The following is a 20,514-nucleotide window of genomic DNA, read 5'->3' on the forward strand; positions in this document are numbered from 1 at the left end:
AACTTTCAATCGGAAGCATCACGCGGAAGAAGGCGAGGCTCACACGCCCCAGCCACACCCTCAACGCGTGGCGTTGTAAGCCAGCTGGCCTTCGTCGAGCTGGAAGCCGACCAGCACCTCGAACGAAGCGCGGGCGACCGCAGCCTTGACCTCGGGCTCGGACAGCGGATCGACGGCAGCGTCGGTGTCGCCGGCCTTGCGCTTGCGGGTGATGCGGTCGCGAATCTCGTCGGGCAGCGTCGCGGCGGCGCGATCGATGAAGGCGTTGGTGCTCACGTTCGCCTGCGCACGGGCCTGCCCATCCGCGAAGCTGAGCGTCACGTTGCCCACGCGCTTGGAGATCACGGAAGTGCCGCCCTGCAGCACGCTCACGAAGAACGGCAGCGTCACCTGACGCGCCCCGGCCGTGTCGCTGCGGCGGCCGAGCACCTGGAACGTCACCGTCGAAGTCACCTTCTCGCCCACGGCTTCGTCGCACTGCGCACGCACCTGGGTCATCGAGGCAGTGACGTCGATCGCGTCGGCAGTCTTTGCCGGTCCACGGAAGGTGGTGATGTCGCCGGTGTAGTCGGGAATGCCGACCGCCGGGCACTTCGAGCGCACGGCGGTGATGCCGACGCCCTGATCGACCACGATCTCGCCCTTGGTCTTGCACCCGCTCAGCGCGGTCATCGCGGCGGCGGAGCACAGGACAGTAGCGGTCAGGCGGCGTGCATTCATCGTGAACTTCCTCGAATGGCGTGCGCTTGCCCTAGCGAGGCGCGCGGCAAAGCGCTAGGGGGACGAACATGAACGCGCCCTTTCAGTCCACGACGGCGAGTGCCGCCGACAGCCCGATCCGCCTCCTGATCGCCGCCCCGCGCGGCTTCTGCGCCGGGGTAGACCGCGCCATCGAGATCGTCGAGCGTGCGATCGAGCTTTACGGCGCGCCCGTCTACGTGCGCCACGAGATCGTCCATAACAAGTTCGTGGTGGACAGCCTGAAGGCCAAGGGCGCCGTCTTCGTCGAGGAACTGGACGAAGTCCCGGACGGCGTGCCGGTGATCTTCAGCGCCCACGGCGTGCCCAAGGCGGTCCCCGCAGCCGCCAGTGCGCGCGGGCTGGAATGGCTCGACGCCACCTGCCCGCTGGTCAGCAAGGTCCACCGCCAGGCCGAGCGCCAGATCGAGGCCGGGCGCCACATCCTGTTCATCGGCCACGCCGGGCACCCCGAGGTCATCGGCACTTTCGGGCAGGTCCCCGAGGGCAACATGACGCTGGTGGAAACGGTCGAGGACGTCGCCGCGCTGGAATTCGCGCCCGGCACCGAGCTTTCCTACCTCTCGCAGACGACGCTGTCGGTGGACGACACCCACGCCATCATCAAGGCCATCGAGGCGCGCTTCCCGCAGGTCGTCGCGCCCAAGGCCGAGGACATCTGCTACGCCACCTCCAACCGGCAGGCGGCGGTCAAGCAGATCGCGCCGCAGTGCGAACTGGTGATCGTGATCGGCTCGCCCAAGAGCAGCAACTCGCTGCGCCTCGTCGAAGTCGCCGAGCGTTGCGGCACGCCTGCGCACATGATCCAGCGCGCGGCCGAGATCGATCCGGTATGGCTGGAAGGCATCGCCACCGTCGGCCTCACCGCAGGGGCTTCCGCTCCCGAGGAACTGGTCAACGAAGTGATCGCCCGCATCAAGGAGCTGCGCACCGTCGCGGCAGAGGAAATCGTGACCGAACGCGAGCACATGACCTTCAAGCTCCCCCGCCAGCTGGCCCGCTGAACCATGGCAGTCTACACAAGGCTTGGCGCCGAAGAGATGGCCGGGATCATCGCGGCATTCGAAGTTGGCACGCTGACGTCCGCCAAGGGCATCGCCGAAGGCGTCTCGAACAGCAACTGGCTGATCGAGACCGAGCAGGCCGGAACCGCGCGCCGCTTCATCCTGACGATGTTCGAGAGCCGCACCGAGATCGCGGACCTGCCGTTCTTCCTCGACCTGCTCGATCACCTCGCCGCGCACGGCGCGCCCGTCGCCCGCACCATGCACGACTGCGAGGGCGCCAGCCACCGCCTGCACCGCACGCCCGAGGGCGACAAGGCGCTCGCGCTGATCGAGTTCCTGCCCGGCGTCTCGGTCTCCGAGCCGACGCCCGAGCAAGCCCGTGCGGTCGGCGGAGCGCTCGCGCAGATCCATCTGGCGGCGGCTGACTTCCCCGCATCGCGCGAGAACTCGCTGGCGCTCCCGGCCTGGCAGCAACTGCTCAAGGATTGCGGGCGCGAGGCGCTCGAATCGATCCACCCTGAACTTGGCCGAATCGTCGAGCGCGAACTGGCGCTGCTGGCCGCCGAATGGCCCGCCGATCTGCCGCGCGGCGTGATCCATGCCGACCTGTTTCCCGACAACGTCCTGATGCTCGGCGACAAGGTTACAGGACTCATCGACTTCTACTTCGCCTGCACCGACCTGTTCGCTTACGATGTCGCGGTGACACACGCGGCATGGTGCTTCAGTTCCGACGGTGCCCGGTTCGACCCGGCGCTCTCCCGCGCTCTGCTCGAGGGCTATGCCGCGGTGCGCCCGCTCAGCGAGGTCGAGTGCGCGGCGCTGCCCTTGCTCGCGCGCGGCGCGGCGATGCGTTTCCTGGCGACACGAGCCTACGACTGGCTCAATACGCCTGCCGATGCGCTCGTGACGCCCAAGGACCCGATGGCCTTCGCCCGGCGTCTGGATTTCTACGCGAACCCGGAAAATGCGGGAGTATTCGCATGAAGCAGGTCGAGATCTTCACCGACGGCGCCTGCAAGGGCAATCCCGGCCCTGGCGGCTGGGGCGTGCTGCTGCGCATGGGTCCGCACGAGAAGGAGATGTCGGGCGGCGAGCCCGACACCACCAACAACCGCATGGAGATGACGGCCGCGATCAAGGGCCTGAGCGCCCTGATCGAGCCTTGCGACGTCACCCTCTTCACCGACAGCAAGTACGTCATCGACGGCATCACCAAGTGGGTCCACGGCTGGAAGAAGAAGGGCTGGGTCAACGCCAGCAAGCAGCCGGTCCGCAATGCCGACTTGTGGCACGATCTGATCGAGGCCGCCGGTCGCCACAAGGTCGAATGGCAATGGGTGCGCGGCCACAGCGGCCATGCCGAGAACGAGCGCGTGGACAAGCTGGCGAGCGACGCGGCGAAGGCGGCGGCTTAACGCAAAGCGAAGGCCCATCCCCGGCCCATTCCGCTTGCGGGAGGGGAGACATGAACTTGCCCTCCCGCTTGCGGGAGGGTCGCGAGATTTGGCGATTTATCGCCTAGTCGCAGCGGGGTGGGTTTTCTAAGGTCACCGCGATGCTCTCTCTTCCCCCGATCCTGAAGACCGAAATCCGCGCGCTCGTCACCCCCGGCCCGCGTATGGCGGACGAGTGGGCCTGCGTCGCCTCCGTATTGCTGGCGATCGTCATCGCCCGTGCCATCGGCGCGGAGATGGTGTCATGGGCGGCTTTCAGCGCCTTCGTCCTGCTCAAGAGCGACGTGGCGGAGACGCTTGTGCGCGGGGTGATGCGGATCGTCGGCACGGCGATAGGCTCGGGCCTTGCACTGCTGGTGGTGCCTTATGCCGCGCGCTCGCTGCCTTTGGCGATGATCGCAGCCGAACTGGTCGGCGCGATCGGTCTCTACGGGATGTTGACGGCGCGGCGCGCTTACGCCTGGCTGCTGTTCGGCCTGACCTTCGAGATGATCCTGTTCGACAAGATCGAGCGGCCGGACCTCGACACTATCCACTTCGCCCAGACGCGCCTGCTGGAAGTCGTCGCGGGCACCGTCGCCTGCACGCTGGTAAGCCTCGCTGCGGGCGCATTGACGGGCAAGCGCTGGTGGATGGATCGCAAGGCCCCGCCGGAACGGATGCGCTGGCACCCTCACGCGGCGCGCCATGCCTCGCAGGCGGGGCTTGCGATCGCGATGCTGCCCCTGCTCCACGCGCTGTTCGACCTGCCCGAGCTACCGCAGGCAGCAGTGACGATCATGGCAGTGATGATCGTGCCGGTCGCCGGGATCGGCGCCAGCGGCTTCGTCCCCGTATCCCGGCGGCTGTTCCAGCGCGCGCTCGGGTGTATCGCAGGTGGCGGGCTGGCGCTGGTCGTGCTGCTTCTGGCGCAAGGAAGCGCACCGGTGCTCATCGCCGGCACCGGCCTCGGCATCGTCATCGGCCGTCATATCGAGAACGGTCTGCCCAAGGTCACTTACCTTGGCCTGCAGTTCACGCTGGCGGTGCTGGTCGTGCTGGTGCCCGACAGCTACGAGCATGCCGCTGCCGGCCCCGCTGCGCAGCGCCTGCTGAGCGTGTTCGTCGGCATGGCAGTACTGGAACCGGTGCTGCTCGCCTGGCACTTCGTCGCGCCGGGGCGCAAGGTGCCGCAAGGCTCCCCGGACGCCCCGAACGCGGAATGATGCTCAGTCGGTGGTCGTATCAACCACTTCGGCGCCGGGCCCGTTCTTCTTGAGCGATTCGATCGCGCTTTTCGCGCTGGCCTTGCTGGAATAGCCTTCGGTCCAGAACATGGTCTCGGAATTGTAGCAGAAGTAGGCGACGAACTCTCCGGCCTTGTTCTTCCGGATTTCGAAACGATGGGCCATTTGCGACTCTCCATGCGGGTGTCATTTCCCAGCCGCAGATGAGCAATTTGCGCGCATGGACGCAAGCGCCGCGAAGGTCGAACTCAGCCGAAGCGACCCGGCGCGAACGGAGCCGGATCGACCTCGCCCGGCGCCTCTCCCATCAGTAGCCGCGCGCCCAGATCGGCGGCGGCGGGCGCAGTCTGGATGCCAAACCCGCCCTGCCCGGCGAACCAGAAGAACGCAGGCTCGTCCGGCGCGAAGCCGTAGACCGGCAGGCGATCCGGCGCGAAGGAGCGCAGGCCCGCCCAGCGATGCTCCACCCGCTCGACTGCCCAGTCGACGACGTGTTCGAAGCGGTCGACCGCGAGAGCCACGTCGATCTCCTCGGGCGCGGCGTCGCACGGCGCACTCGGCGTCTCGTCATGCGGGCTGAGCCAGAGGCGGCCACTCTCGGGCTTGAAGTAGAACGTCTCCGCCACGTCGAGGACCAGCGGCAGGTCGTCAGGCACATCGGCGGCGACGGCGACTTGCGCGATCGTGCGGCGATAGGGCGCGATGCCGAGCGGGGAGATGCCCGCCAGCCTTGCCACGCCGTCCGCCCAGGCTCCGGCCGCGTTCACCAGCACGCCCGCCTGCACCTGCCGCCCGTCCGCGAGCGTCAGCGCCCAGCCATCGGCGTTGCGCTGCGCCGCCGTCAGTCCGGCGCGGCACCATAACTCGACACCTGCGCGGCGTGCCGCAGCAAGGTAGTGCTGATGAAGAGAGGCCACGTCGATGTCGCACGTGCTCGGCTCCAGTGCACCGCAAGTCCATTCGGGGCACAGGCCGGGCACGCGGGCGACGATCTCCGCACGGCTCGGCAGGTGCATTTCCACCCCTGCCGTGCGGTAGCGTTCGGCGAAGAGTTCGACGTCACGCTCCTGCCCGGCCCGGCCGAGCGTCAGCGCGCCGCGCGGGGTCAGGACGCCGAGTTCGCGCAAGGTCGGCCCGGACGCGGTAGTCAGCGGCTGGACCCCGGGACCGCCGTAACTCTCGGTCCAGAAGGCGGCGGAACGGCCAGTGGCGTGATAGCCCGGCCGCTCCTCGGCTTCCAGCATGAGCACCCTTGCGCGCGTGCCGATGGCCGCGGCCAGAGATGCCCCGGCCATGCCGGCCCCGACGACGACGATATCGAACGCTGCTTCCATCGCGGTCAGCCCCTAGCGGGGGCACGGCGATCGAGAAAGTCCCTGATGGCATCGAGCGCACGAGTGCGCACCGGATCGACTTCGCGCAGGATTTCGTGGCGGCACTCGGACCCGAAGGCGACGAGTTCGCCATGCGGCAAGCGCCCGGCGGCACGGCGGATCGCGCGCCAGGAGACGAGGCCGTCGATACTGGTGCCCAGCAGCAGCACCGGCACCTCGACCGCCTCCAGCACGCCGGGCCGCTCCAGCGAGCGGATCGAGGCGAGCGCGCGCTCGATCCAGCCCCAGCTGGCCGCGCCCATGCCGATGACCGGGCGCTTGCGGCGCCACCAGTCCTCGTCGTCGTAGCGGCTCTCGTCGTGAGTGAGCAGCAGGCTGCGGGCCTTGGGTTGGGCGCCGGGCTTCTCGCCGCCTTTCCATGCCGGGCGGCGCGGATCGCCGAGCCGCACGATGCCCCGTGCGACCCGGTGCAGCACGCCTGCCGGAATCCACGTCGGATGAATGCCCAGCATCGGTGCGGAGAGCACCAGCGCGTCGGGCCGCACGACGCCTTCGGCCACCGCGCGCAGCACGATCTGCCCGCCCATCGAATGCGCAATGGCAATGTGCGGTCCCGGCGTCGAGGCGGCCCAGTCGGCATAGAGCGCGGCGTAATCCTTCACCCAGAGCGCGAAGTCGGGCACGTGGCCCGTTGCCGCATCGCGGCCGAGGCGGCCCGAACCCGCCTGGCCGCGCCAGTCGGCCGAAGTAACGTTCCAGCCCTCGCGGTGCCAGCCGTCGAGGGTTTCCAGCCATTTCTCGTAAGCGTCGCCGCGCCCGGGCATGAACAGGATCGAGCCGCGCCCGCCGCCCTGCCAGTCGATCCGGCGCAGCAGGTGGCCATCGGGCAAGGCCCAGCGCGATTCGCGGGCTTCGGCGGGAATCGCCCGGCGCGCGGGGGACTTGACGAGACTTTCGACGGCGGAGGTCACTATGATGGAAAGCCCCGGTTCGTGATCGATGTGTCGTGGTTACTATTTGGTAGCGGTTGCCGAGGTAGAGCGCTCTCGATCCGATAGGATGAAAAGCATGACGGGCGCTGTATTTTCCTACGCACTGCTGGCCGCATTGGCAACGGCGCTGCTCGTCGCGGCGTTCACCGACTTGCGCGCGCGGCACATCGACAACTGGCTCAACCTGGGCATCGCGGTCGCCGCGCCGCTGTGGTGGCTGGCGATAGGGCTCGGCCCTTTCGACATCGGCGTGCAGATCGGGCTGGCGGCGGCGACGTTCGCGGTGGCCTGCGTGCTTTTCGCCATCGGCCAGATGGGCGGCGGCGACGTCAAGCTGCTGACCGCGCTGGCGCTGTGGTTCTCGCCTGCCGCGTTCCTGCAACTGGTCGTGCTGATGGCGGTGCTGGGCGGCGGCGCCTCGCTGGCAATGGCCGCATTCAACATGCAACCGGGGCGCAAGGAGATGGTGCGCGACGCCCTCGCCGGGCTCGTCGCCTTCGCCTGGGTGTGGTGCGCGGGCGCCATCGTCTTCGCCATCGCGACGCATCGCCCGGTGGTGGAGCCCGCAACCATGGAGGCCGTCGCCGGGGTCTTGCCGGGCCTCTGGGCGATCCCCCTCGCCGCGATCGTGGTGCTGGGCCTGTTCCTCTTCGGGATGCGCCACATCATGCGCCGCCAGAAGTCGCGAATCGAGGTGCCCTACGGCATCGCCATCGCCGCCGCATCGCTGTGGGTGATGGGTTCGCAGACGCTCAGCGCCGCGCATTCCGCCGGAATCGCAGGCTGAAGCTAACGCGGTTTACGCAAGCAACGGGGTGAACCCGTTCTTAACCAATTTACCTCATAAGTCCGAACAGTTCGGGGATTTTGCTAAGGGGCTTTCCAAGCCATGGACAGGAAGAAAGTGGTGCTGCTCGCGGTTGCGCTGCTCGTCGCAGCCTTCACCGCATTTGCTGCGAGGACGATGTTCGCAGGCGGGGGCGCGCCGCAGGCCGGAGCCGTTCCGGCCGCCGACCAGAATGGCCCCAAAGTGCTGGTCGCCCAGCGCGCGCTGCCGGTGGGCACGATCATCACCGCCGATTCGGTCTCGTTCCAGAGCTGGCCGGACAACCTCGTCCAGGACGCCTATTACGTCGATGGCAAGGCCGACATGACCAAGCTGCTCGGCACCGTCGTGCGCTTTCCGATCACCGCCGGCCAGCCGCTGACGCAAGGAGCGCTCGTCGCGCCGGGCGACCGCGGGTTCCTAGCCGCCGCGCTCGGACCGGGCATGCGCGCCGTCACCATCTCGGTCTCGGCCGACACCGGCGTCGGCGGCTTCGTCTTCCCGGGCGACCGCATCGACCTCGTCCTCACGCAGGACGTGAAGGGCGAAGGCGACTCGCTGCGTACCGCCGAGACGATCCTGCGTAACCTGCGCGTCCTCGCGACGGACCAGGCGACCGCTAGCACGGTGGAGGACGGCAAGACGGTCGTGCAGGGCTTCCGCACCGTCACCCTCGAAGTGACCCCGCGCATCGCCGAGAAGGTTGCCGTCGCGCAGACCATAGGCACGCTCAGCCTGTCGCTGCGCGCGATCGCCGATAACCAGGGCGAATTCGACCGTATTCTCGCCAGCGGCGACGTCAAGCTGCCCGAGGGTGCGACCCGCGAGCAGGAAGAGAAGTTCATGAGCCAGGCCATGAACCGCCCGATGGACGGCGCCACCACCTACGTCACCGGCGCCGACGTCTCGCGCTTCCAGCGTTCCAGCCGCCCGGCACAGGGCGGCGGCGCTCCGGCCCCCGCTCCCGCCGTCGGCGCCGCTCCGCAGGTTGCCGCAGCGCCGGTCCATGTCGGCCCCGTGGTCCGCGTGACCCGCGGCAAGGACACCACCGTCGAGCCGGTGGGCAAGTAACGATGACCGCGTCCACGCACCGTCCGTCACCCTTTGAGGGCAATTCGATGAAGCAGCGTCTTCTCAAGTCCGCACTGATCGCCGCCACCATGCTGGCCCCCATGACCGCCGCCCCGGCGCAGGCGCAGACGGCCTCGGTCGTCCACCCCGCGCAGGACGTCAGCCTGTCGATCGGCAGCGGCCAGCTCGTCAACGTTCCCGGTTCGATGGCCGACGTCTTCGTCGCCAACGATGCGGTCGCGGACGTGCAGGTCAAGTCGTCGAAGCAGTTCTACGTGTTCGGCAAGGCCGGCGGCACCACCACGGTCTACGCCAGCAATGCGGCGGGCGCGGTGGTGTGGTCGGGCACGGTGCGCGTGGGATCGAACCTCGACAGCGTCGATTCGATGCTGCGCCTCGCGATACCGGACGCCAACATCGGCGTCTCGACGATGGGCTCCAGCACCTTCCTGCTGACCGGCACGATCAAGAACCCCGAAGACGCCGCCGAGGCCGAACGCCTCGTCACGGCTTACGCGGGCAAGGAAGCCAACGTCATCAGCCGCCTGCGCATCGCCACGCCGCTGCAGGTCAACCTGCAGGTGCGCATCGCTGAAGTCAGCCGCTCGCTGGTAAAAAGCCTCGGTGTCCGCCTTGCTACGGTCGACCAGACCAATGGCTTCAAGATCGGCGTGGGTCAGGGCAATGCCGTCAGCGAGCAGTACGTTCCCGGCGGACCACTCGGCGTCGGCAATCTGACTCCGCCGAGCAATGGCTCGGCAATTGCCGGGCTCGCCACCGGCACTACCCTCGGCCTCACCGGCAAGCTGCTGGGGGTCAACATCCTCGGCGCGCTCGACGCGGGCGAGACGGTCGGCCTCGTCAGCACGCTGGCGCAGCCCAATCTTACCACCCTCTCGGGCGAGACGGCGGACTTCCTGGCCGGCGGCGAGTTCCCGATTCCCCTGAGCCAGGGCCTCGGCGCGACCTCGATCGAGTACAAGAAGTACGGTGTCAGCCTCAGCTACACGCCCACGGTGCTGGCCAACGGCCGTATCTCGATGCGCGTGCGGCCGGAAGTCTCGGAACTTTCGAGCGAAGGCGCGGTGACGCTCAACGGCTATTCGATCCCGGCCCTCACCGTGCGCCGCACCGAAACCACGGTGGAACTCGGCTCGGGCCAGAGCTTCATGATCGCCGGACTGCTGAGCAACAATACCGCCAACTCCATCCAGAAGATGCCGGGCGCAGGCGACCTGCCGATCCTGGGCTCGCTGTTCCGTTCGACCGGGTACAAGCGCGGCGAGACCGAACTGGTCATCATCGTCACCCCCTATCTGGTGAACCCGATGAATTCGGCCTCGCAGATCGCGCTGCCGACCGACGGCTTCAAGTCGCCCAACGAACTGCAGCGCATCCTGGGCAACATGGATAGCGACGGCGCCAGCGGCGAAAAGCGTCCGGAAGCGACGAAGACTCCGTCTGGAGCCACGGGTCCGGGCATCGGCGCGGCTACCCCTGTCCCGTCGAAGGACAAAAAGACCAAGCGCACCGCCGCCGACGACTCCGCCAAGCCCGGCTTCAGCTTCTAAGCGAGAAAGGGGATCACCATGCGCAAAGCTACTCTCGCCCGTACCGCCATCGCCTTCGGCTTCGGCCTCTCGCTGGCCGCTTGCGGCGGCGTGCCGGACAACCGCTCGGTCTATTCGGTCCACCAGCCGGTGGTCGAAAAGTCCGACTACCGCATCGACGTGACCAGCAGCGGCGCGGGCCTCGCCTATGGCGAGCAAGGCCGCCTTGCCGGCTGGTTCGAGGCCATGGGCCTCAAGTACGGCGACCGCATCTCGGTCGACGATCCGAGCATGAGCACCGCCACCCGCAGCGCCATCGCGGCAGTGGCGGAGCACTATGGGCTCGTCCTCGACGAAGCCACCACCCCGAGCGGCACCGTGCCCGCAGGCACCACCCGCGTCACGATCAGCCGCGCGAAGGCCTATGTCCCGGGCTGCCCGGACTGGTCGGCCAAGAGCGACTTCAACCCGGGCAACGCCACTTCGACCAACTACGGTTGCTCGGTGAACTCGAATCTCGCCGCTATGGTCGCCAATCCGGAAGACCTGATCCACGGCCAGACCGACACCGGATCGACCACGGTAATGACGTCGAACAAGGCGATCGACGCCTATCGCGCCGCCGCGCCGACCGGCAAGGGCAACTCGGTCTCCGCGACCGGCAGCAAGGGCAACTGATGGCCATGAACGCTCCCTGGAAGACGGGCGGCCCCGGCGGCCGCGACCAGTTCGCCGCATTCCTGTGCGACGAGGCCTCGCTCGACGTATTACGCCCCATCGCCATCGAGATGGGCTGGCAGCCGGAGAAGTGCCACAAGGGCGGCCTGCGCAATGCCGTGCAGTCGCTGTCGATCTCGGCCAGCCCGAACATCCTGCTCGTCGATCTTTCGGAGAGCGGCGACCCGCTGAGCGACATCAACGCCCTCGCCGAAGTCTGCGAGCCGGGCACGGTCGTCGTCGCGGTGGGCCAGGTCAACGACGTACGCCTCTACCGCGACCTCATCGCCAGCGGTATCCACGACTACCTGCTCAAGCCCCTGCAGTCCGCCGCCGTGCGCGACGCACTGGCCCAGGCGCAGTCGGTATTCTCGACCCCGCGCACGCATGACGTCGCGGCGGGCAAGCGGCATATCTCGACCGCCGTGATCGGCACGCGCGGGGGTGTCGGCGCATCGACGCTGGCGACGTCGCTGGCGTGGCTGTTCAGCACCGACCACAAGCTGCCGACCGCGCTGCTCGACCTCGACATCCACTTCGGCACCGGCGCGCTTTGCCTCGATCTGGAGCCGGGCCGCGGCCTGACCGACGCGATCGAGAACCCCAGCCGCATCGACGGCCTGTTCATCGAGCGCGCGATGATCCGCGCGAACGACAACCTCGCGATCCTCTCGGCCGAAGCGCCGATCAACGCACCGCTGCTGACCGACGGCTCCGCCTTCGTACAGCTCGAGGAGGAACTCCGCGCCGCGTTCGAGATGACCGTGGTGGACATGCCGCGCAACATGCTGATCAACTTCCCCCAGCTCGTCGCCGACCTCGGCGTCGCGGTGCTGGTGACGGAGATGACACTGGCCTCGGCGCGCGACACCATCCGCCTGCTCTCGTGGTTCAAGGCCAATGCGCCGCAGACCCGCGTGATCATCGTCGCCAACAAAGTGCAGACGGCGATGGCAGAGATCAGCAAGGCCGACTTCGAAGCCTCGATCGAGACCAGGATCGACGTCTCGATCCCCTATGACCTCAAGGCCGCATCGATGGCCGCAAAGCTGGGTCAGACCTTCGCCGACGCCAACCGTGCCACCAAGGCCGGCGCCGTGCTGCGCGACCTTGCCCGCGACATCGCCGATATCGCCGAGGACGACGGCGCCGCCGCCAAGCCCTCGCTGCTCGGGAAGTTCGACCTCAAGGCGATGATGCCCAAGGCGAAGAAGAAGGCTCCCGCGTCCTCGTAAGGCGCATGTTCGCAAGGTTCGACAGGATATGAACTTCCTTCAGGTCATCATGGTGACGACGGGGCTCACGGGCTTCGCGCTGCTCGTCTGGGCGCTTCTTTCGGGGCCAAACCCCAAGAAGGAATCGACCCGGCGCCTGAAGTCGGTGCGCTTCCGCCACTCGAACAACGCCAGCGACCGGCTGGAGGCGCAGATGCGCCGCGCCGTTGCCGCCCGCAAGCCGAGGATCCACCAGATCGCCGGCTCCGCCTCGCGCGCGGAGGCGCTGGCGCTGCGTCTGCACCGTTCTGGCCTGCCCTGGACCTTGCAGCAGTATCTCTACGGCTCGATCGGCCTCGGCGCGGTGATAACGCTGCTGATCCTGATGAAGACGGGCGCGCTGTTCCTTGCCCTCGCCTTCGGCGTCTTCATCGGCGCAGGGTTGCCGCACATGGTCGTCAGCCACTTCATCAAGCGCCGCTCCAACGCCTTCACCGTCAAGTTCGCCGACGCCATCGACCTGCTCGTGCGCGGCCTGCGCTCGGGCCTGCCGGTCTCGGAGACGCTCACCATCGTCTCGCAGGAAATCCCCGGCCCCGTCGCCGAGGAATTCAAGCTGATCACCGACCGCATGAAAGTCGGCAAGACCATGGAGGATGCCCTCCAGGAAACCGCCGACCGCCTGAACATGCCCGAATTCAACTTCTTCTGCATCACCCTCGCCATCCAGCGCGAGACCGGCGGCAACCTGGCGGAGACGCTGGCGAACCTGTCGGACGTGCTGCGCAAGCGCGCGCAGATGAAGCTCAAGATCCGTGCGATGAGTTCGGAATCCAAGGCTTCGGCCTACATCGTCGGCTCGCTGCCGTTCATCGTCTTCTTCATGATCTGGTGGATCAGCCCCCAGTACATCGGCCAGTTCTTCATCGACGAGCGCCTGATGGTCGCCGGCATCGGCGGCGCCATCTGGATGGGCATCGGTGCCTTCATCATGGCCAAGATGGTCAGCTTCGAGATCTGAGGACCAGCACATGCTCGAACAACCCGCCGGTCCCACCCTCCTCGGCTTCGACGTCACTTACGTCGGGACACTGCTCACCATCGTCGCGGCCGCCGCGGTGCTCTTCGCGATCTACACCGCGATTACCATCCGCGACCCGATGCAAAAGCGCGTCAAGGCGCTGAACGCCCGGCGCGAGCATCTCAAGGCGGGCATCATCACCACCGCCCGCAAGCGCCAGAGCCTGATCCGCCGCAACGACACCACCGACAAGATGGGTGCGTTCCTCGGCAAGGCGCGGATGCTGCAGGACAGCCAGATCAAGACCATCCAGCAGAAGCTGGCGCAGGCCGGCATCCGCAACAAGGAATGGGCCGTCGCGGTCGTCCTCGCCCGCCTCGTCGCGCCGATCGTGCTGGGCGGTTTCGCCGCGCTGGTGATTTACGGGATCGATTATTTTCCGCAGTGGTCGGACTTCAAGAAGTTCATGGCCTTCGCCGCGATGGTGTTAGCCGGATACAAAGGCCCGGACATCTACATCCAGAACCTCGTGTCCAAGCGCACCGACGCGATCCGCAAGGGCCTGCCCGACGCGCTCGACCTGCTCGTCATCTGCGCCGAAGCGGGCCTGACCGTGGACGCCGCCTTCGAGCGCGTCTCACGCGAACTGGGCCGCGCCTACCCGGAACTGGGCGACGAGTTCTCGATGACCTCGATCGAACTCTCGTTCCTCACCGAACGCCGCGCCGCGTTCGAGAACCTCGCCTACCGCGTCAACCTCGACGCGGTGAAGGGCGTGGTGACGACGATGGTGCAGACCGAACGCTACGGCACCCCGCTGGCCTCTGCGCTACGCGTGCTCTCGGCCGAATTCCGCAACGAACGCATGATGCGCGCCGAGGAAAAGGCGGCGCGCCTGCCCGCGATCATGACCGTGCCGCTGATCCTGTTCATCCTGCCGACGCTGTTCGTCGTCATCCTCGGCCCGGCGGCGTGCTCGATCGGCGATGCGTTCTCGGGGACGGGTCCAGGCAAGGCGGGATAAAGGCCAGAAGAATAAGGGTGGACGCGAGGGTCAGCACCCTCGCGCTCCCGGTACTGTCGGCGCAGCGCGCGAAGTTCTCCCGCACCTCTGGTCTCTGCCGGTCGTTGCGGTTACTTGCCAGCCATGGATGACCTTTTCGCCGCGCAGACAGTTCGCGATCGCAAGCTGGAACGGCGCGATGTCGAAGCGCTTGTCGGCAGTCCCTGGCACATCACGAACTGCGATCTGGATGAGGCGGACCTGTCGGGTCTCGACTTGTCCGCCTGGACCTTCGAACAGTGCAGCCTGCGCCATGCGAAACTGTCCGGCGCGAAACTGGAGCAGACCCGCTGGCGCTCGTGCCGGGGCGCCTTCGCAGACTTCATCGGCTGCGACCTCAGCGACGCGGCATTCACCGCCTGCGACTTCAACAATTCTGCGCTGCGGCGCGCCATGCTGCAGGGAACCCGCTTTTCCCGCAGCAAGCTGACGGGCGCCGACATGTCCGATCTCAAGGCGCTGGAAGTCCATTTCGACGAAACCCTGCTCGTCGGTGCGAAGCTGCCCGGCCTGTCGTTCCGCAAGACGACCCTGCAGCGCATCGACTTCTCACAGGCCGACCTGCGCAAGGTGGATTTCCGGATGACCACTTTCGAAGGCTGCAGCCTGCGCGATGCGCAAGTGGACGGCGCGCGCTTCGAGGGTGCAGACTTGCGCGGCGCCGATCTGGGCGGCGTGACCCTCGGCGATGCGCGGCGCTTCCGCGGCGCGACGATCTCACGCGATCAGGCTGCCCTGTTGCTGGGCGAAGTGGGACTGAAGGTGCGCTGACGGCGGCGTTTCAGCCGTCCGTCTCTACCAGTTCCGCGATCTCGAAGGCGAACCCCTTCCACCCGCGCATCTTCGCCGCCTCGTCCAGCGGAAGGCGCTTCTTCTTCGCCTCCGCCAGCGAGCGGGCGTGCCCCCAGAACACCTCGGTCCTGCCGTTCTGCAACTCGGCCACCACGCGCCAGTAATGCGTGAAAGGATCGGTCGTCGGCCCGATGGTCTTGACGTAGCCGTCCGCCATCGTCGCGGTGAGATAACGCTTCTTCTTGCGGGCCATCAGTGCGCGAGGATGCCTGCCATGATGATGTCGATCGTATGCTCGCGGTAACGGTCCCGCAGTTCCTCGGTCAGGCTGTCCTGGTCGAAACAGTGCTTGAGCACCAGCCGCGCCGAGAAGAAGCGGTCCACCGCCCCCGTCACCGTGAAGTAGAACAACTGCGGGTCGATCTCGCGGAACACCCCTGCCCGCACGCCGTCGCCGATCAACTGCTCGTAAGCGCGGTAGATCGGCGAGAGGTAGCAATTGGCGATGCGCCGCGCCTCGGTATCGTCGCTCTCGCGCACCATGCGCATGGTCAGGCGATTGAGATACGGCACTTCGTAGAAGGTATCGACCACCTTCCACAAGTGCCGCCGCAGCTTGGCCTCCGGCTCCCACCCGTCCTTGGCGACGAGCGCGTCGACGCTGACGACGATCGCCTCCCAGTCACGGTCGAGCAGCGCCTTGAGCAGCCCCGCCTTGTTGCCGAAGTAGTACTTCACCAGCGCCGAGTTCAACCCGGAGCGGAGGCTCAGTTCGGAAAGCGAGATGTCGATCACGTCGCCGTCGCGCATGATCGCACTCGCCGTGTCGAGCAGCATCGCACGCGCGCCCGGAGGCGCGACTTCCACGGCGCCGGCGGTCAGGGAGACGGGACGTTCCTTCATCGGCGCTTACTTCGGCCCCATGCGGATCGCACCGTCGAGACGGATCGATTCGCCGTTGAGATAGTCGTGCTCCAGCATGAACAACGCCAGCTTCGCGTACTCTTCCGCCTTGCCGAGGCGCTTGGGGAACGGCACCATCGCCGCCAGCGCATCCTGCACGCCCTGCGGCATTCCCGCCATCATCGGCGTCTCGAAAATGCCCGGCAGGATCGTGTTGACGCGAATGCCCTCGCTCATGAGATCGCGCGCGACCGGCAGCGTCATCGCCAGTACCCCGCCCTTCGACGCGGCATAGGCGGCCTGCCCGATCTGGCCGTCCTGCGCCGCGACGCTCGCGGTGTTGACGATGGCCCCACGCGAACCGGCCGCGTCGAGCGGCTCCAGCGTCGCCATGCCCGCCGCCGACTTGCTGATGCAGCGGAAGGTGCCCACGAGGTTGATCGCGATCGCCTTCTCAAACAGCGCCATGTCGTGCGACCTGGGCTCGCCCGTCTCGCGATTCTTGCCGACGGTCTTGGCGGCCGGCGCGATGCCTGCGCAATTGACCAGCACCCGCTCCTGCCCATGCGCCGCGCGTGCTTTCGCGAATCCGGCGATCACGCTGTCCTCGTCGGTCACGTTGACCGCGCAGAACACGCCGCCGATCTCGGCTGCAAGCGCTTCGCCAGCTTCGGCATTGAGGTCGAAGATCGCGACCTTCACGCCCTGCGCCGCGAGCGCCCGCGCCGTCGCCGCGCCAAGTCCGGAAGCCGCGCCGGTGACCACTGCGGCCATGGAGTTGTCGAGTTTCATGCCGATTTCCTTTTCCTGTCGCGCCCTATGCCGATCCGGCGAAGCAGACCATCGATTTTGTCCGAGGCGATTTAATCAATCGGTTAAATGCCTCGAGAGGGCCGGTCAATCCATTGCGCAAGATCGATTTGCAGCAACGCAACAGGATTTCACCGGGGCGATGGCGTGCGCAAGAAACTCTGTGGACAATGCCTATATGCAACAGGTCTATTGTTCCAACTAATCGGCTGGAATCCTTGCGCGGTTGCAGAACGGCCACGGTTCATCGCGCATGGCTGTTGCGTCATTGCCACAATCGCCAACCCATTTCTCCCAACTTGGCAAATTCCGTTGAAAGGCGATCCCTCCGGCGCAACAACATTTCACATGGCATCACGATGCGTGCGCGCATCCGAAAGCCGGCAACGGGTCATCAGGCGAACTTGGTCACGCATTCGCCTGCTGAACGAAGCAACAAGGGACACAAAAGTGAAAACCACGATCCAGAAGGCCGCACTGCGCGGCGCGACAAGCCTTACGGCTTGCGCATTGCTGTGCGGCACCGCACACGCGCAGAACGCAGTTCCGCAAGCGGCCGATGCCGTCGATGATGCGAACACCATTGTCGTCACCGGCTCGATCCTGCGCCAGACCGACAAGGAAACCGCTTCGCCGGTCACCGTGCTGTCGTCGGACAGCCTGCAAAAGCGCGGCATCAACACCGCGTCCGAAGCTCTCCAGCGCCTCAGCGCCAACGGCGCGGGTACGATCGCCAGCGGCTGGAACAACGGTTCGAACTTCGCGGCCGGCGCCAACGCCCCGGCGCTGCGCGGCCTGACCGTGCAGAACACCCTTTCGATCGTCGATGGCCTGCGCCTCGCTCCGTACCCGCTTGCGGATGACGGCCAGCGCAACTTCGTCGATCTCAACACAATCCCCAACGCGATCATCGAGCGCATCGAAGTCCTCAAGGACGGCGCTTCGTCGACCTACGGCGCCGACGCTATCGCGGGCGTGGTCAACATCATCACCAAGAAGGAAGTCCAGGGCATCCACGCGAATGGTTCGCTGGGCGTCTCGGATCGTGGGGACTCGGGCGAGCAGCGCATCGACCTGACCGTGGGCTACGGCGATCTCGCCGAGCAGGGCTTCAATGTTTACGTCTCGGGCGAATACCAGAAGAACGATGCTCTGCTAGCCCGCCAGCGCGGTTATCCGAACAACTCGCTCGACCTCACCGGCATCTGCGGCGTAAGCGAAAATCCGAACAGCCCAGGCGCCCAGACCTGCATGAACAACGGCAACCTCAACGGCTACACGCCGGAGACGGGCGCGTTCAACGGCATGTTCGGCACGCCGGGCATTCCGCTCGTTCGCCCCGTCGCTGCCGACGGAACCACCGGCAACGGCCGTTTCAGCTACCTCAACCCCTCACTGGGCTGCGGCCAGTTCCCGCTAAACCCGAACATCGGCGCCTCGACCTCGGCCCCGCTTTCGGGCGCATGCGAAGTCGATACCCAGTACAACTACCGAATGCTTCAGCCGGACATTGAACGCTATGGCTTCACCGGCCGCGCAACCGTCAATCTGGGTGACCGCGCGCAGTTTTACGCAATGGGCACTTACTACCAGACCAACACTCTGGCGACGCTGGCTCCGGCTGCATTCAACGGCCGCCCCGCGGCTTCGCCGAGCGGTCAAGTTCCGGCCCTCTACAACGTGTTGCTTCCGGCTTACGTCTGCGCTGCAGGCGTCGGCACCGTCAGCGGCCTGGGCACCGGCTGCGACGCCACCAACGGCACGCTCAACCCGTACAACCCTTATGCGGCCAGCGGCCAGCGCGCGCAGATGCTGCTGTCGTCGCCGTTCACCCGCACCGACGAGACCCGCACCCGCTCGCTCCGCGGCGTCGCCGGCATCGATGGCTCGTTTGGCAACGACTGGCGTTACAGCGCGAACTTCACGGCTTCGGAAGTTCGCCTCAAGCGTTATCAGGATAACTACCTGATTCCGCAGCGCATCATGAACCTGGCGGCGACCGGCGGCTTCAACTTCGCCGACCCGCTAGCGAACTCGCAGGATGTGTGGAACTACGTCGCCCCGCAGAGCGTGACCACGTCGGTCTCGAAGCTGTGGCAGGTGCAGGGCACCCTCGCCAAGGACCTGTTCGAACTGCCCGGTGGGCCGCTGCAGGCAGCCGTCGGCGTCGCCTACCGCAAGGAATCGATCAACGCGCCTTCGGCCAACCCGGCCAACGACGCTTCGCCGTATGATCGCTACTACACGATCAACGCCGTCGGTGCGGAAGGTTCGCGTAACGTCAAGTCGGCGTTCTTCGAACTCTCCGCCCCGGTTATCGACCAACTCGAACTGACCGCTTCGGGTCGTTACGACAAGTATTCGACCGGCCAGCAGAACTTCTCGCCGAAGATCGGCATCAAGTTCAAGCCGGTTGACGAACTCGTGCTGCGCGGCACCTTCTCGAAGGGCTTCCGCATCCCGTCGTTCAACGAAGCCTTCGGTCTGCCGACCACCGGCTACGTCAACAAGACGATCGACTGCGGCGTATATATCGACTTCTGTAATGCGCACCGGAACGACAACGGTGATCTGAACAGCTACGTGCCGCGCGGGACCTACAGCGTCGGCCTCACCACTGCGGGCAACCCGCAGCTGAAGCCGGAGAAATCGACCTCGTTCACCGCCGGTGTCGTCTTCGAGCCGATCCGCAACGTTTCGTTCAGCGTCGATTTCTGGCACATCAAGACCAAGGATCTCATCATTGGTCTGCCCAGCACCAAGGTGTATGAAGATGAGTACTACCTGAACAATGGCGTCATCACCACGCCGGGTGCCGTCGCCATCCCGGGTTCGATCGATCAGGAAAAGCCGAACGCGCTTCCGCTGCTCGGGTTCCTGCAGAGCTCTTTCATCAACGCCAGCTCGCAGACCGTTAGCGGCATCGACTTCGGCATCAACGCCAGCTACGATCTGACCGATGATCTGACCTTCATCAGCCAGCTCGACGCTTCGTACACGATGAAGTACAAGCTGGTCGATCCAGACGGTGTCTCGTACCGTTATGAGGGCACTCTGAGCCCCTGCAACATCACTTCGTGCTCGGGCGCTCCCAAGTTGCGCGGTACTTGGCAGAACACCCTGGCTTACAAGAACACCTCGGTGACGCTGACCGCGTACTACACCAAGGGCGTTCTGAGCGACCAGCTCGACGCCGGCGGCGAGCGCGGCACCTGCACTAGCTCGGTTCACTACCAGGACACGTCGCCTGCAATCGGCACCACGCCCGCCTACGGCGGTACGCCAGTGATGTGCAAGTCGAAGGACATCTGGAACTTTGACCTGTCGATCAACCAGAAGGTCAACGACAACCTTTCGATCTACGCGAACTTCCTGAACGTGTTCGACATCAAGGCGCCGTTCGATCCGAACGCTGCTTACGGTATCTCGAACTACAACCCGGCGTTTGCAGGCCCGAACCTTATCGGCCGCTACATCCGTATCGGTGCGAAGGTCGACTTCTAAAGTCTCCTGCGTTCCGCATGGAAATCTACAGGAAGGGCGGTCTCGCAAGAGGCCGCCCTTTTTGCATGCCCGCACCTCAAACGCCTCATCCCTGGCGAAAACCGTTTCATCGCAATATGTTGTAATGTTACAACTGAGGGCGGAAATGTTGCACATTTGCGGCACATCCTTGTTGCAGTCGCGAACAGGACCTGCAGGATGATCTCATTACCCGGATTTCCGGCCGGGTCGCGGACTTCCAGCTCCGCATGGGCAACGCATGGGCAAC

General features: G+C 66.0%; 20 protein-coding genes. 13 read left to right on the forward strand and 7 right to left on the reverse strand.

Translation table 11 applies throughout. From position 1 onward, the window contains the following. Positions 1–60: 60 nt before the first annotated feature. Positions 61–720 (reverse strand): hypothetical protein, encoded by a 660-nt coding sequence (locus tag BES08_RS08215; RefSeq protein ID WP_008830354.1) that lies wholly within the window; start codon positions 718–720, stop codon positions 61–63. A 68-nt stretch (positions 721–788) separates the two neighbouring features. On the opposite strand from BES08_RS08215, the gene ispH reads away from it, so the two are divergent. The 4 genes from ispH (at position 789) to BES08_RS08235 (ending at position 4,428) form a co-directional block, all read left to right on the forward strand. Then, positions 789–1,763, forward strand: a complete 975-nt coding sequence (gene ispH, locus BES08_RS08220) for a 4-hydroxy-3-methylbut-2-enyl diphosphate reductase (protein WP_069708062.1) — start codon at positions 789–791, stop codon at positions 1,761–1,763. A 3-nt stretch (positions 1,764–1,766) separates the two neighbouring features. Then, positions 1,767–2,753, forward strand: coding sequence for a homoserine kinase (thrB, locus tag BES08_RS08225; RefSeq protein ID WP_069708063.1), 987 nt, complete (start codon positions 1,767–1,769; stop codon positions 2,751–2,753). Continuing rightward, on the forward strand, positions 2,750–3,184 hold the full coding sequence (gene rnhA / locus BES08_RS08230) for a ribonuclease HI (protein ID WP_069708064.1): 435 nt from the start codon (positions 2,750–2,752) through the stop codon (positions 3,182–3,184). Before thrB ends, rnhA begins: the two co-directional genes overlap by 4 nt. A 140-nt stretch (positions 3,185–3,324) precedes the next feature. Beyond that, positions 3,325–4,428, forward strand: a complete 1,104-nt coding sequence (locus BES08_RS08235) for an FUSC family protein (protein WP_197524438.1) — start codon at positions 3,325–3,327, stop codon at positions 4,426–4,428. A 3-nt stretch (positions 4,429–4,431) separates the two neighbouring features. Here BES08_RS08235 and BES08_RS08240 read toward each other — a convergent pair whose 3' ends face one another. The 3 genes from BES08_RS08240 to BES08_RS08250 form a co-directional block, all read right to left on the reverse strand. Beyond that, the gene (locus BES08_RS08240; protein ID WP_008830349.1) at positions 4,432–4,614 is read right to left on the reverse strand and encodes a YegP family protein; all 183 of its coding nucleotides are present in this window, start codon (positions 4,612–4,614) and stop codon (positions 4,432–4,434) included. A gap of 83 nt (positions 4,615–4,697) precedes the next feature. Beyond that, entirely contained in the window at positions 4,698–5,783 is a 1,086-nt protein-coding gene (locus BES08_RS08245) for an NAD(P)/FAD-dependent oxidoreductase (protein ID WP_069708065.1), read from the reverse strand. 5 nt (positions 5,784–5,788) lie between these two features. Then, positions 5,789–6,754, reverse strand: a complete 966-nt coding sequence (locus BES08_RS08250) for an alpha/beta hydrolase (RefSeq protein ID WP_069708066.1) — start codon at positions 6,752–6,754, stop codon at positions 5,789–5,791. Between the two features lie 97 nt (positions 6,755–6,851). Here BES08_RS08250 and BES08_RS08255 point away from each other — a divergent pair, with 97 nt between their 5' ends. The 8 genes from BES08_RS08255 to BES08_RS08290 all read left to right on the forward strand — a co-directional run bounded on the left by BES08_RS08255 (position 6,852) and on the right by BES08_RS08290 (position 15,008). After that, on the forward strand, positions 6,852–7,562 hold the full coding sequence (locus BES08_RS08255; RefSeq protein WP_069709197.1) for an A24 family peptidase: 711 nt from the start codon (positions 6,852–6,854) through the stop codon (positions 7,560–7,562). Positions 7,563–7,664: 102 nt separating this feature from the next. After that, the gene (cpaB, locus tag BES08_RS08260; RefSeq protein ID WP_008830345.1) at positions 7,665–8,672 is read left to right on the forward strand and encodes a Flp pilus assembly protein CpaB; all 1,008 of its coding nucleotides are present in this window, start codon (positions 7,665–7,667) and stop codon (positions 8,670–8,672) included. Positions 8,673–8,719: 47 nt separating this feature from the next. Beyond that, positions 8,720–10,243, forward strand: coding sequence for a type II and III secretion system protein family protein (locus tag BES08_RS08265; protein WP_197524439.1), 1,524 nt, complete (start codon positions 8,720–8,722; stop codon positions 10,241–10,243). 18 nt (positions 10,244–10,261) lie between these two features. Further along, entirely contained in the window at positions 10,262–10,900 is a 639-nt protein-coding gene (locus BES08_RS08270; protein ID WP_069708068.1) for a CpaD family pilus assembly protein, read from the forward strand. 5 nt (positions 10,901–10,905) lie between these two features. After that, a complete protein-coding gene (locus BES08_RS08275; protein ID WP_069708069.1) occupies positions 10,906–12,174 on the forward strand; it encodes a P-loop NTPase family protein in 1,269 nt (422 codons plus the stop codon). A 28-nt stretch (positions 12,175–12,202) separates the two neighbouring features. After that, positions 12,203–13,174 carry a type II secretion system F family protein gene (locus tag BES08_RS08280; protein WP_008830341.1) on the forward strand — a complete coding sequence of 324 codons (972 nt, stop codon included), beginning with the start codon at positions 12,203–12,205 and terminating at the stop codon, positions 13,172–13,174. A 10-nt stretch (positions 13,175–13,184) separates the two neighbouring features. Beyond that, complete coding sequence (locus BES08_RS08285; RefSeq protein ID WP_008830340.1) at positions 13,185–14,198, forward strand: type II secretion system F family protein; 1,014 nt, start codon at positions 13,185–13,187, stop codon at positions 14,196–14,198. 123 nt (positions 14,199–14,321) lie between these two features. Next, positions 14,322–15,008, forward strand: a complete 687-nt coding sequence (locus tag BES08_RS08290; protein ID WP_008830339.1) for a pentapeptide repeat-containing protein — start codon at positions 14,322–14,324, stop codon at positions 15,006–15,008. A gap of 10 nt (positions 15,009–15,018) precedes the next feature. Here BES08_RS08290 and BES08_RS08295 read toward each other — a convergent pair whose 3' ends face one another. From BES08_RS08295 to BES08_RS08305, 3 genes are read right to left on the reverse strand one after another with little or no spacing between them, the layout of a single operon-like run. Next, the gene (locus tag BES08_RS08295; RefSeq protein ID WP_008830338.1) at positions 15,019–15,282 is read right to left on the reverse strand and encodes a hypothetical protein; all 264 of its coding nucleotides are present in this window, start codon (positions 15,280–15,282) and stop codon (positions 15,019–15,021) included. Beyond that, positions 15,282–15,932 (reverse strand): TetR family transcriptional regulator, encoded by a 651-nt coding sequence (locus tag BES08_RS08300; RefSeq protein WP_008830337.1) that lies wholly within the window; start codon positions 15,930–15,932, stop codon positions 15,282–15,284. Before BES08_RS08300 ends, BES08_RS08295 begins: the two co-directional genes overlap by 1 nt. 6 nt (positions 15,933–15,938) lie before the next feature. Beyond that, on the reverse strand, positions 15,939–16,724 hold the full coding sequence (locus tag BES08_RS08305) for an SDR family oxidoreductase (protein ID WP_036523705.1): 786 nt from the start codon (positions 16,722–16,724) through the stop codon (positions 15,939–15,941). A gap of 468 nt (positions 16,725–17,192) precedes the next feature. On the opposite strand from BES08_RS08305, the gene BES08_RS08310 reads away from it, so the two are divergent. Beyond that, positions 17,193–20,246 (forward strand): TonB-dependent receptor plug domain-containing protein, encoded by a 3,054-nt coding sequence (locus BES08_RS08310; protein WP_069708070.1) that lies wholly within the window; start codon positions 17,193–17,195, stop codon positions 20,244–20,246. Positions 20,247–20,514: the final 268 nt, after the last annotated feature.

It is taken from the genome of Novosphingobium resinovorum (assembly GCF_001742225.1).
Classification (GTDB): domain Bacteria; phylum Pseudomonadota; class Alphaproteobacteria; order Sphingomonadales; family Sphingomonadaceae; genus Novosphingobium; species Novosphingobium resinovorum_A.

Excerpts from the sequence above, each read along its gene's own strand:
- BES08_RS08215 (WP_008830354.1), bottom strand. The coding sequence starts at position 720 with ATGAATGCACGCCGCCTGACCGCTACTGTCCTGTGCTCCGCCGCCGCG.
- ispH (WP_069708062.1), top strand. The coding sequence starts at position 789 with ATGAACGCGCCCTTTCAGTCCACGACGGCGAGTGCCGCCGACAGCCCG.
- BES08_RS08290 (WP_008830339.1), top strand. The coding sequence starts at position 14,322 with ATGGATGACCTTTTCGCCGCGCAGACAGTTCGCGATCGCAAGCTGGAA.
- BES08_RS08300 (WP_008830337.1), bottom strand. The coding sequence starts at position 15,932 with ATGAAGGAACGTCCCGTCTCCCTGACCGCCGGCGCCGTGGAAGTCGCG.
- BES08_RS08285 (WP_008830340.1), top strand. The coding sequence starts at position 13,185 with ATGCTCGAACAACCCGCCGGTCCCACCCTCCTCGGCTTCGACGTCACT.
- BES08_RS08245 (WP_069708065.1), bottom strand. The coding sequence starts at position 5,783 with ATGGAAGCAGCGTTCGATATCGTCGTCGTCGGGGCCGGCATGGCCGGG.
- BES08_RS08270 (WP_069708068.1), top strand. The coding sequence starts at position 10,262 with ATGCGCAAAGCTACTCTCGCCCGTACCGCCATCGCCTTCGGCTTCGGC.
- BES08_RS08235 (WP_197524438.1), top strand. The coding sequence starts at position 3,325 with ATGCTCTCTCTTCCCCCGATCCTGAAGACCGAAATCCGCGCGCTCGTC.
- cpaB (WP_008830345.1), top strand. The coding sequence starts at position 7,665 with ATGGACAGGAAGAAAGTGGTGCTGCTCGCGGTTGCGCTGCTCGTCGCA.
- rnhA (WP_069708064.1), top strand. The coding sequence starts at position 2,750 with ATGAAGCAGGTCGAGATCTTCACCGACGGCGCCTGCAAGGGCAATCCC.
- thrB (WP_069708063.1), top strand. The coding sequence starts at position 1,767 with ATGGCAGTCTACACAAGGCTTGGCGCCGAAGAGATGGCCGGGATCATC.
- BES08_RS08255 (WP_069709197.1), top strand. The coding sequence starts at position 6,852 with ATGACGGGCGCTGTATTTTCCTACGCACTGCTGGCCGCATTGGCAACG.
- BES08_RS08295 (WP_008830338.1), bottom strand. The coding sequence starts at position 15,282 with ATGGCCCGCAAGAAGAAGCGTTATCTCACCGCGACGATGGCGGACGGC.
- BES08_RS08240 (WP_008830349.1), bottom strand. The coding sequence starts at position 4,614 with ATGGCCCATCGTTTCGAAATCCGGAAGAACAAGGCCGGAGAGTTCGTC.
- BES08_RS08265 (WP_197524439.1), top strand. The coding sequence starts at position 8,720 with ATGAAGCAGCGTCTTCTCAAGTCCGCACTGATCGCCGCCACCATGCTG.
- BES08_RS08275 (WP_069708069.1), top strand. The coding sequence starts at position 10,906 with ATGAACGCTCCCTGGAAGACGGGCGGCCCCGGCGGCCGCGACCAGTTC.
- BES08_RS08305 (WP_036523705.1), bottom strand. The coding sequence starts at position 16,724 with ATGAAACTCGACAACTCCATGGCCGCAGTGGTCACCGGCGCGGCTTCC.
- BES08_RS08280 (WP_008830341.1), top strand. The coding sequence starts at position 12,203 with ATGAACTTCCTTCAGGTCATCATGGTGACGACGGGGCTCACGGGCTTC.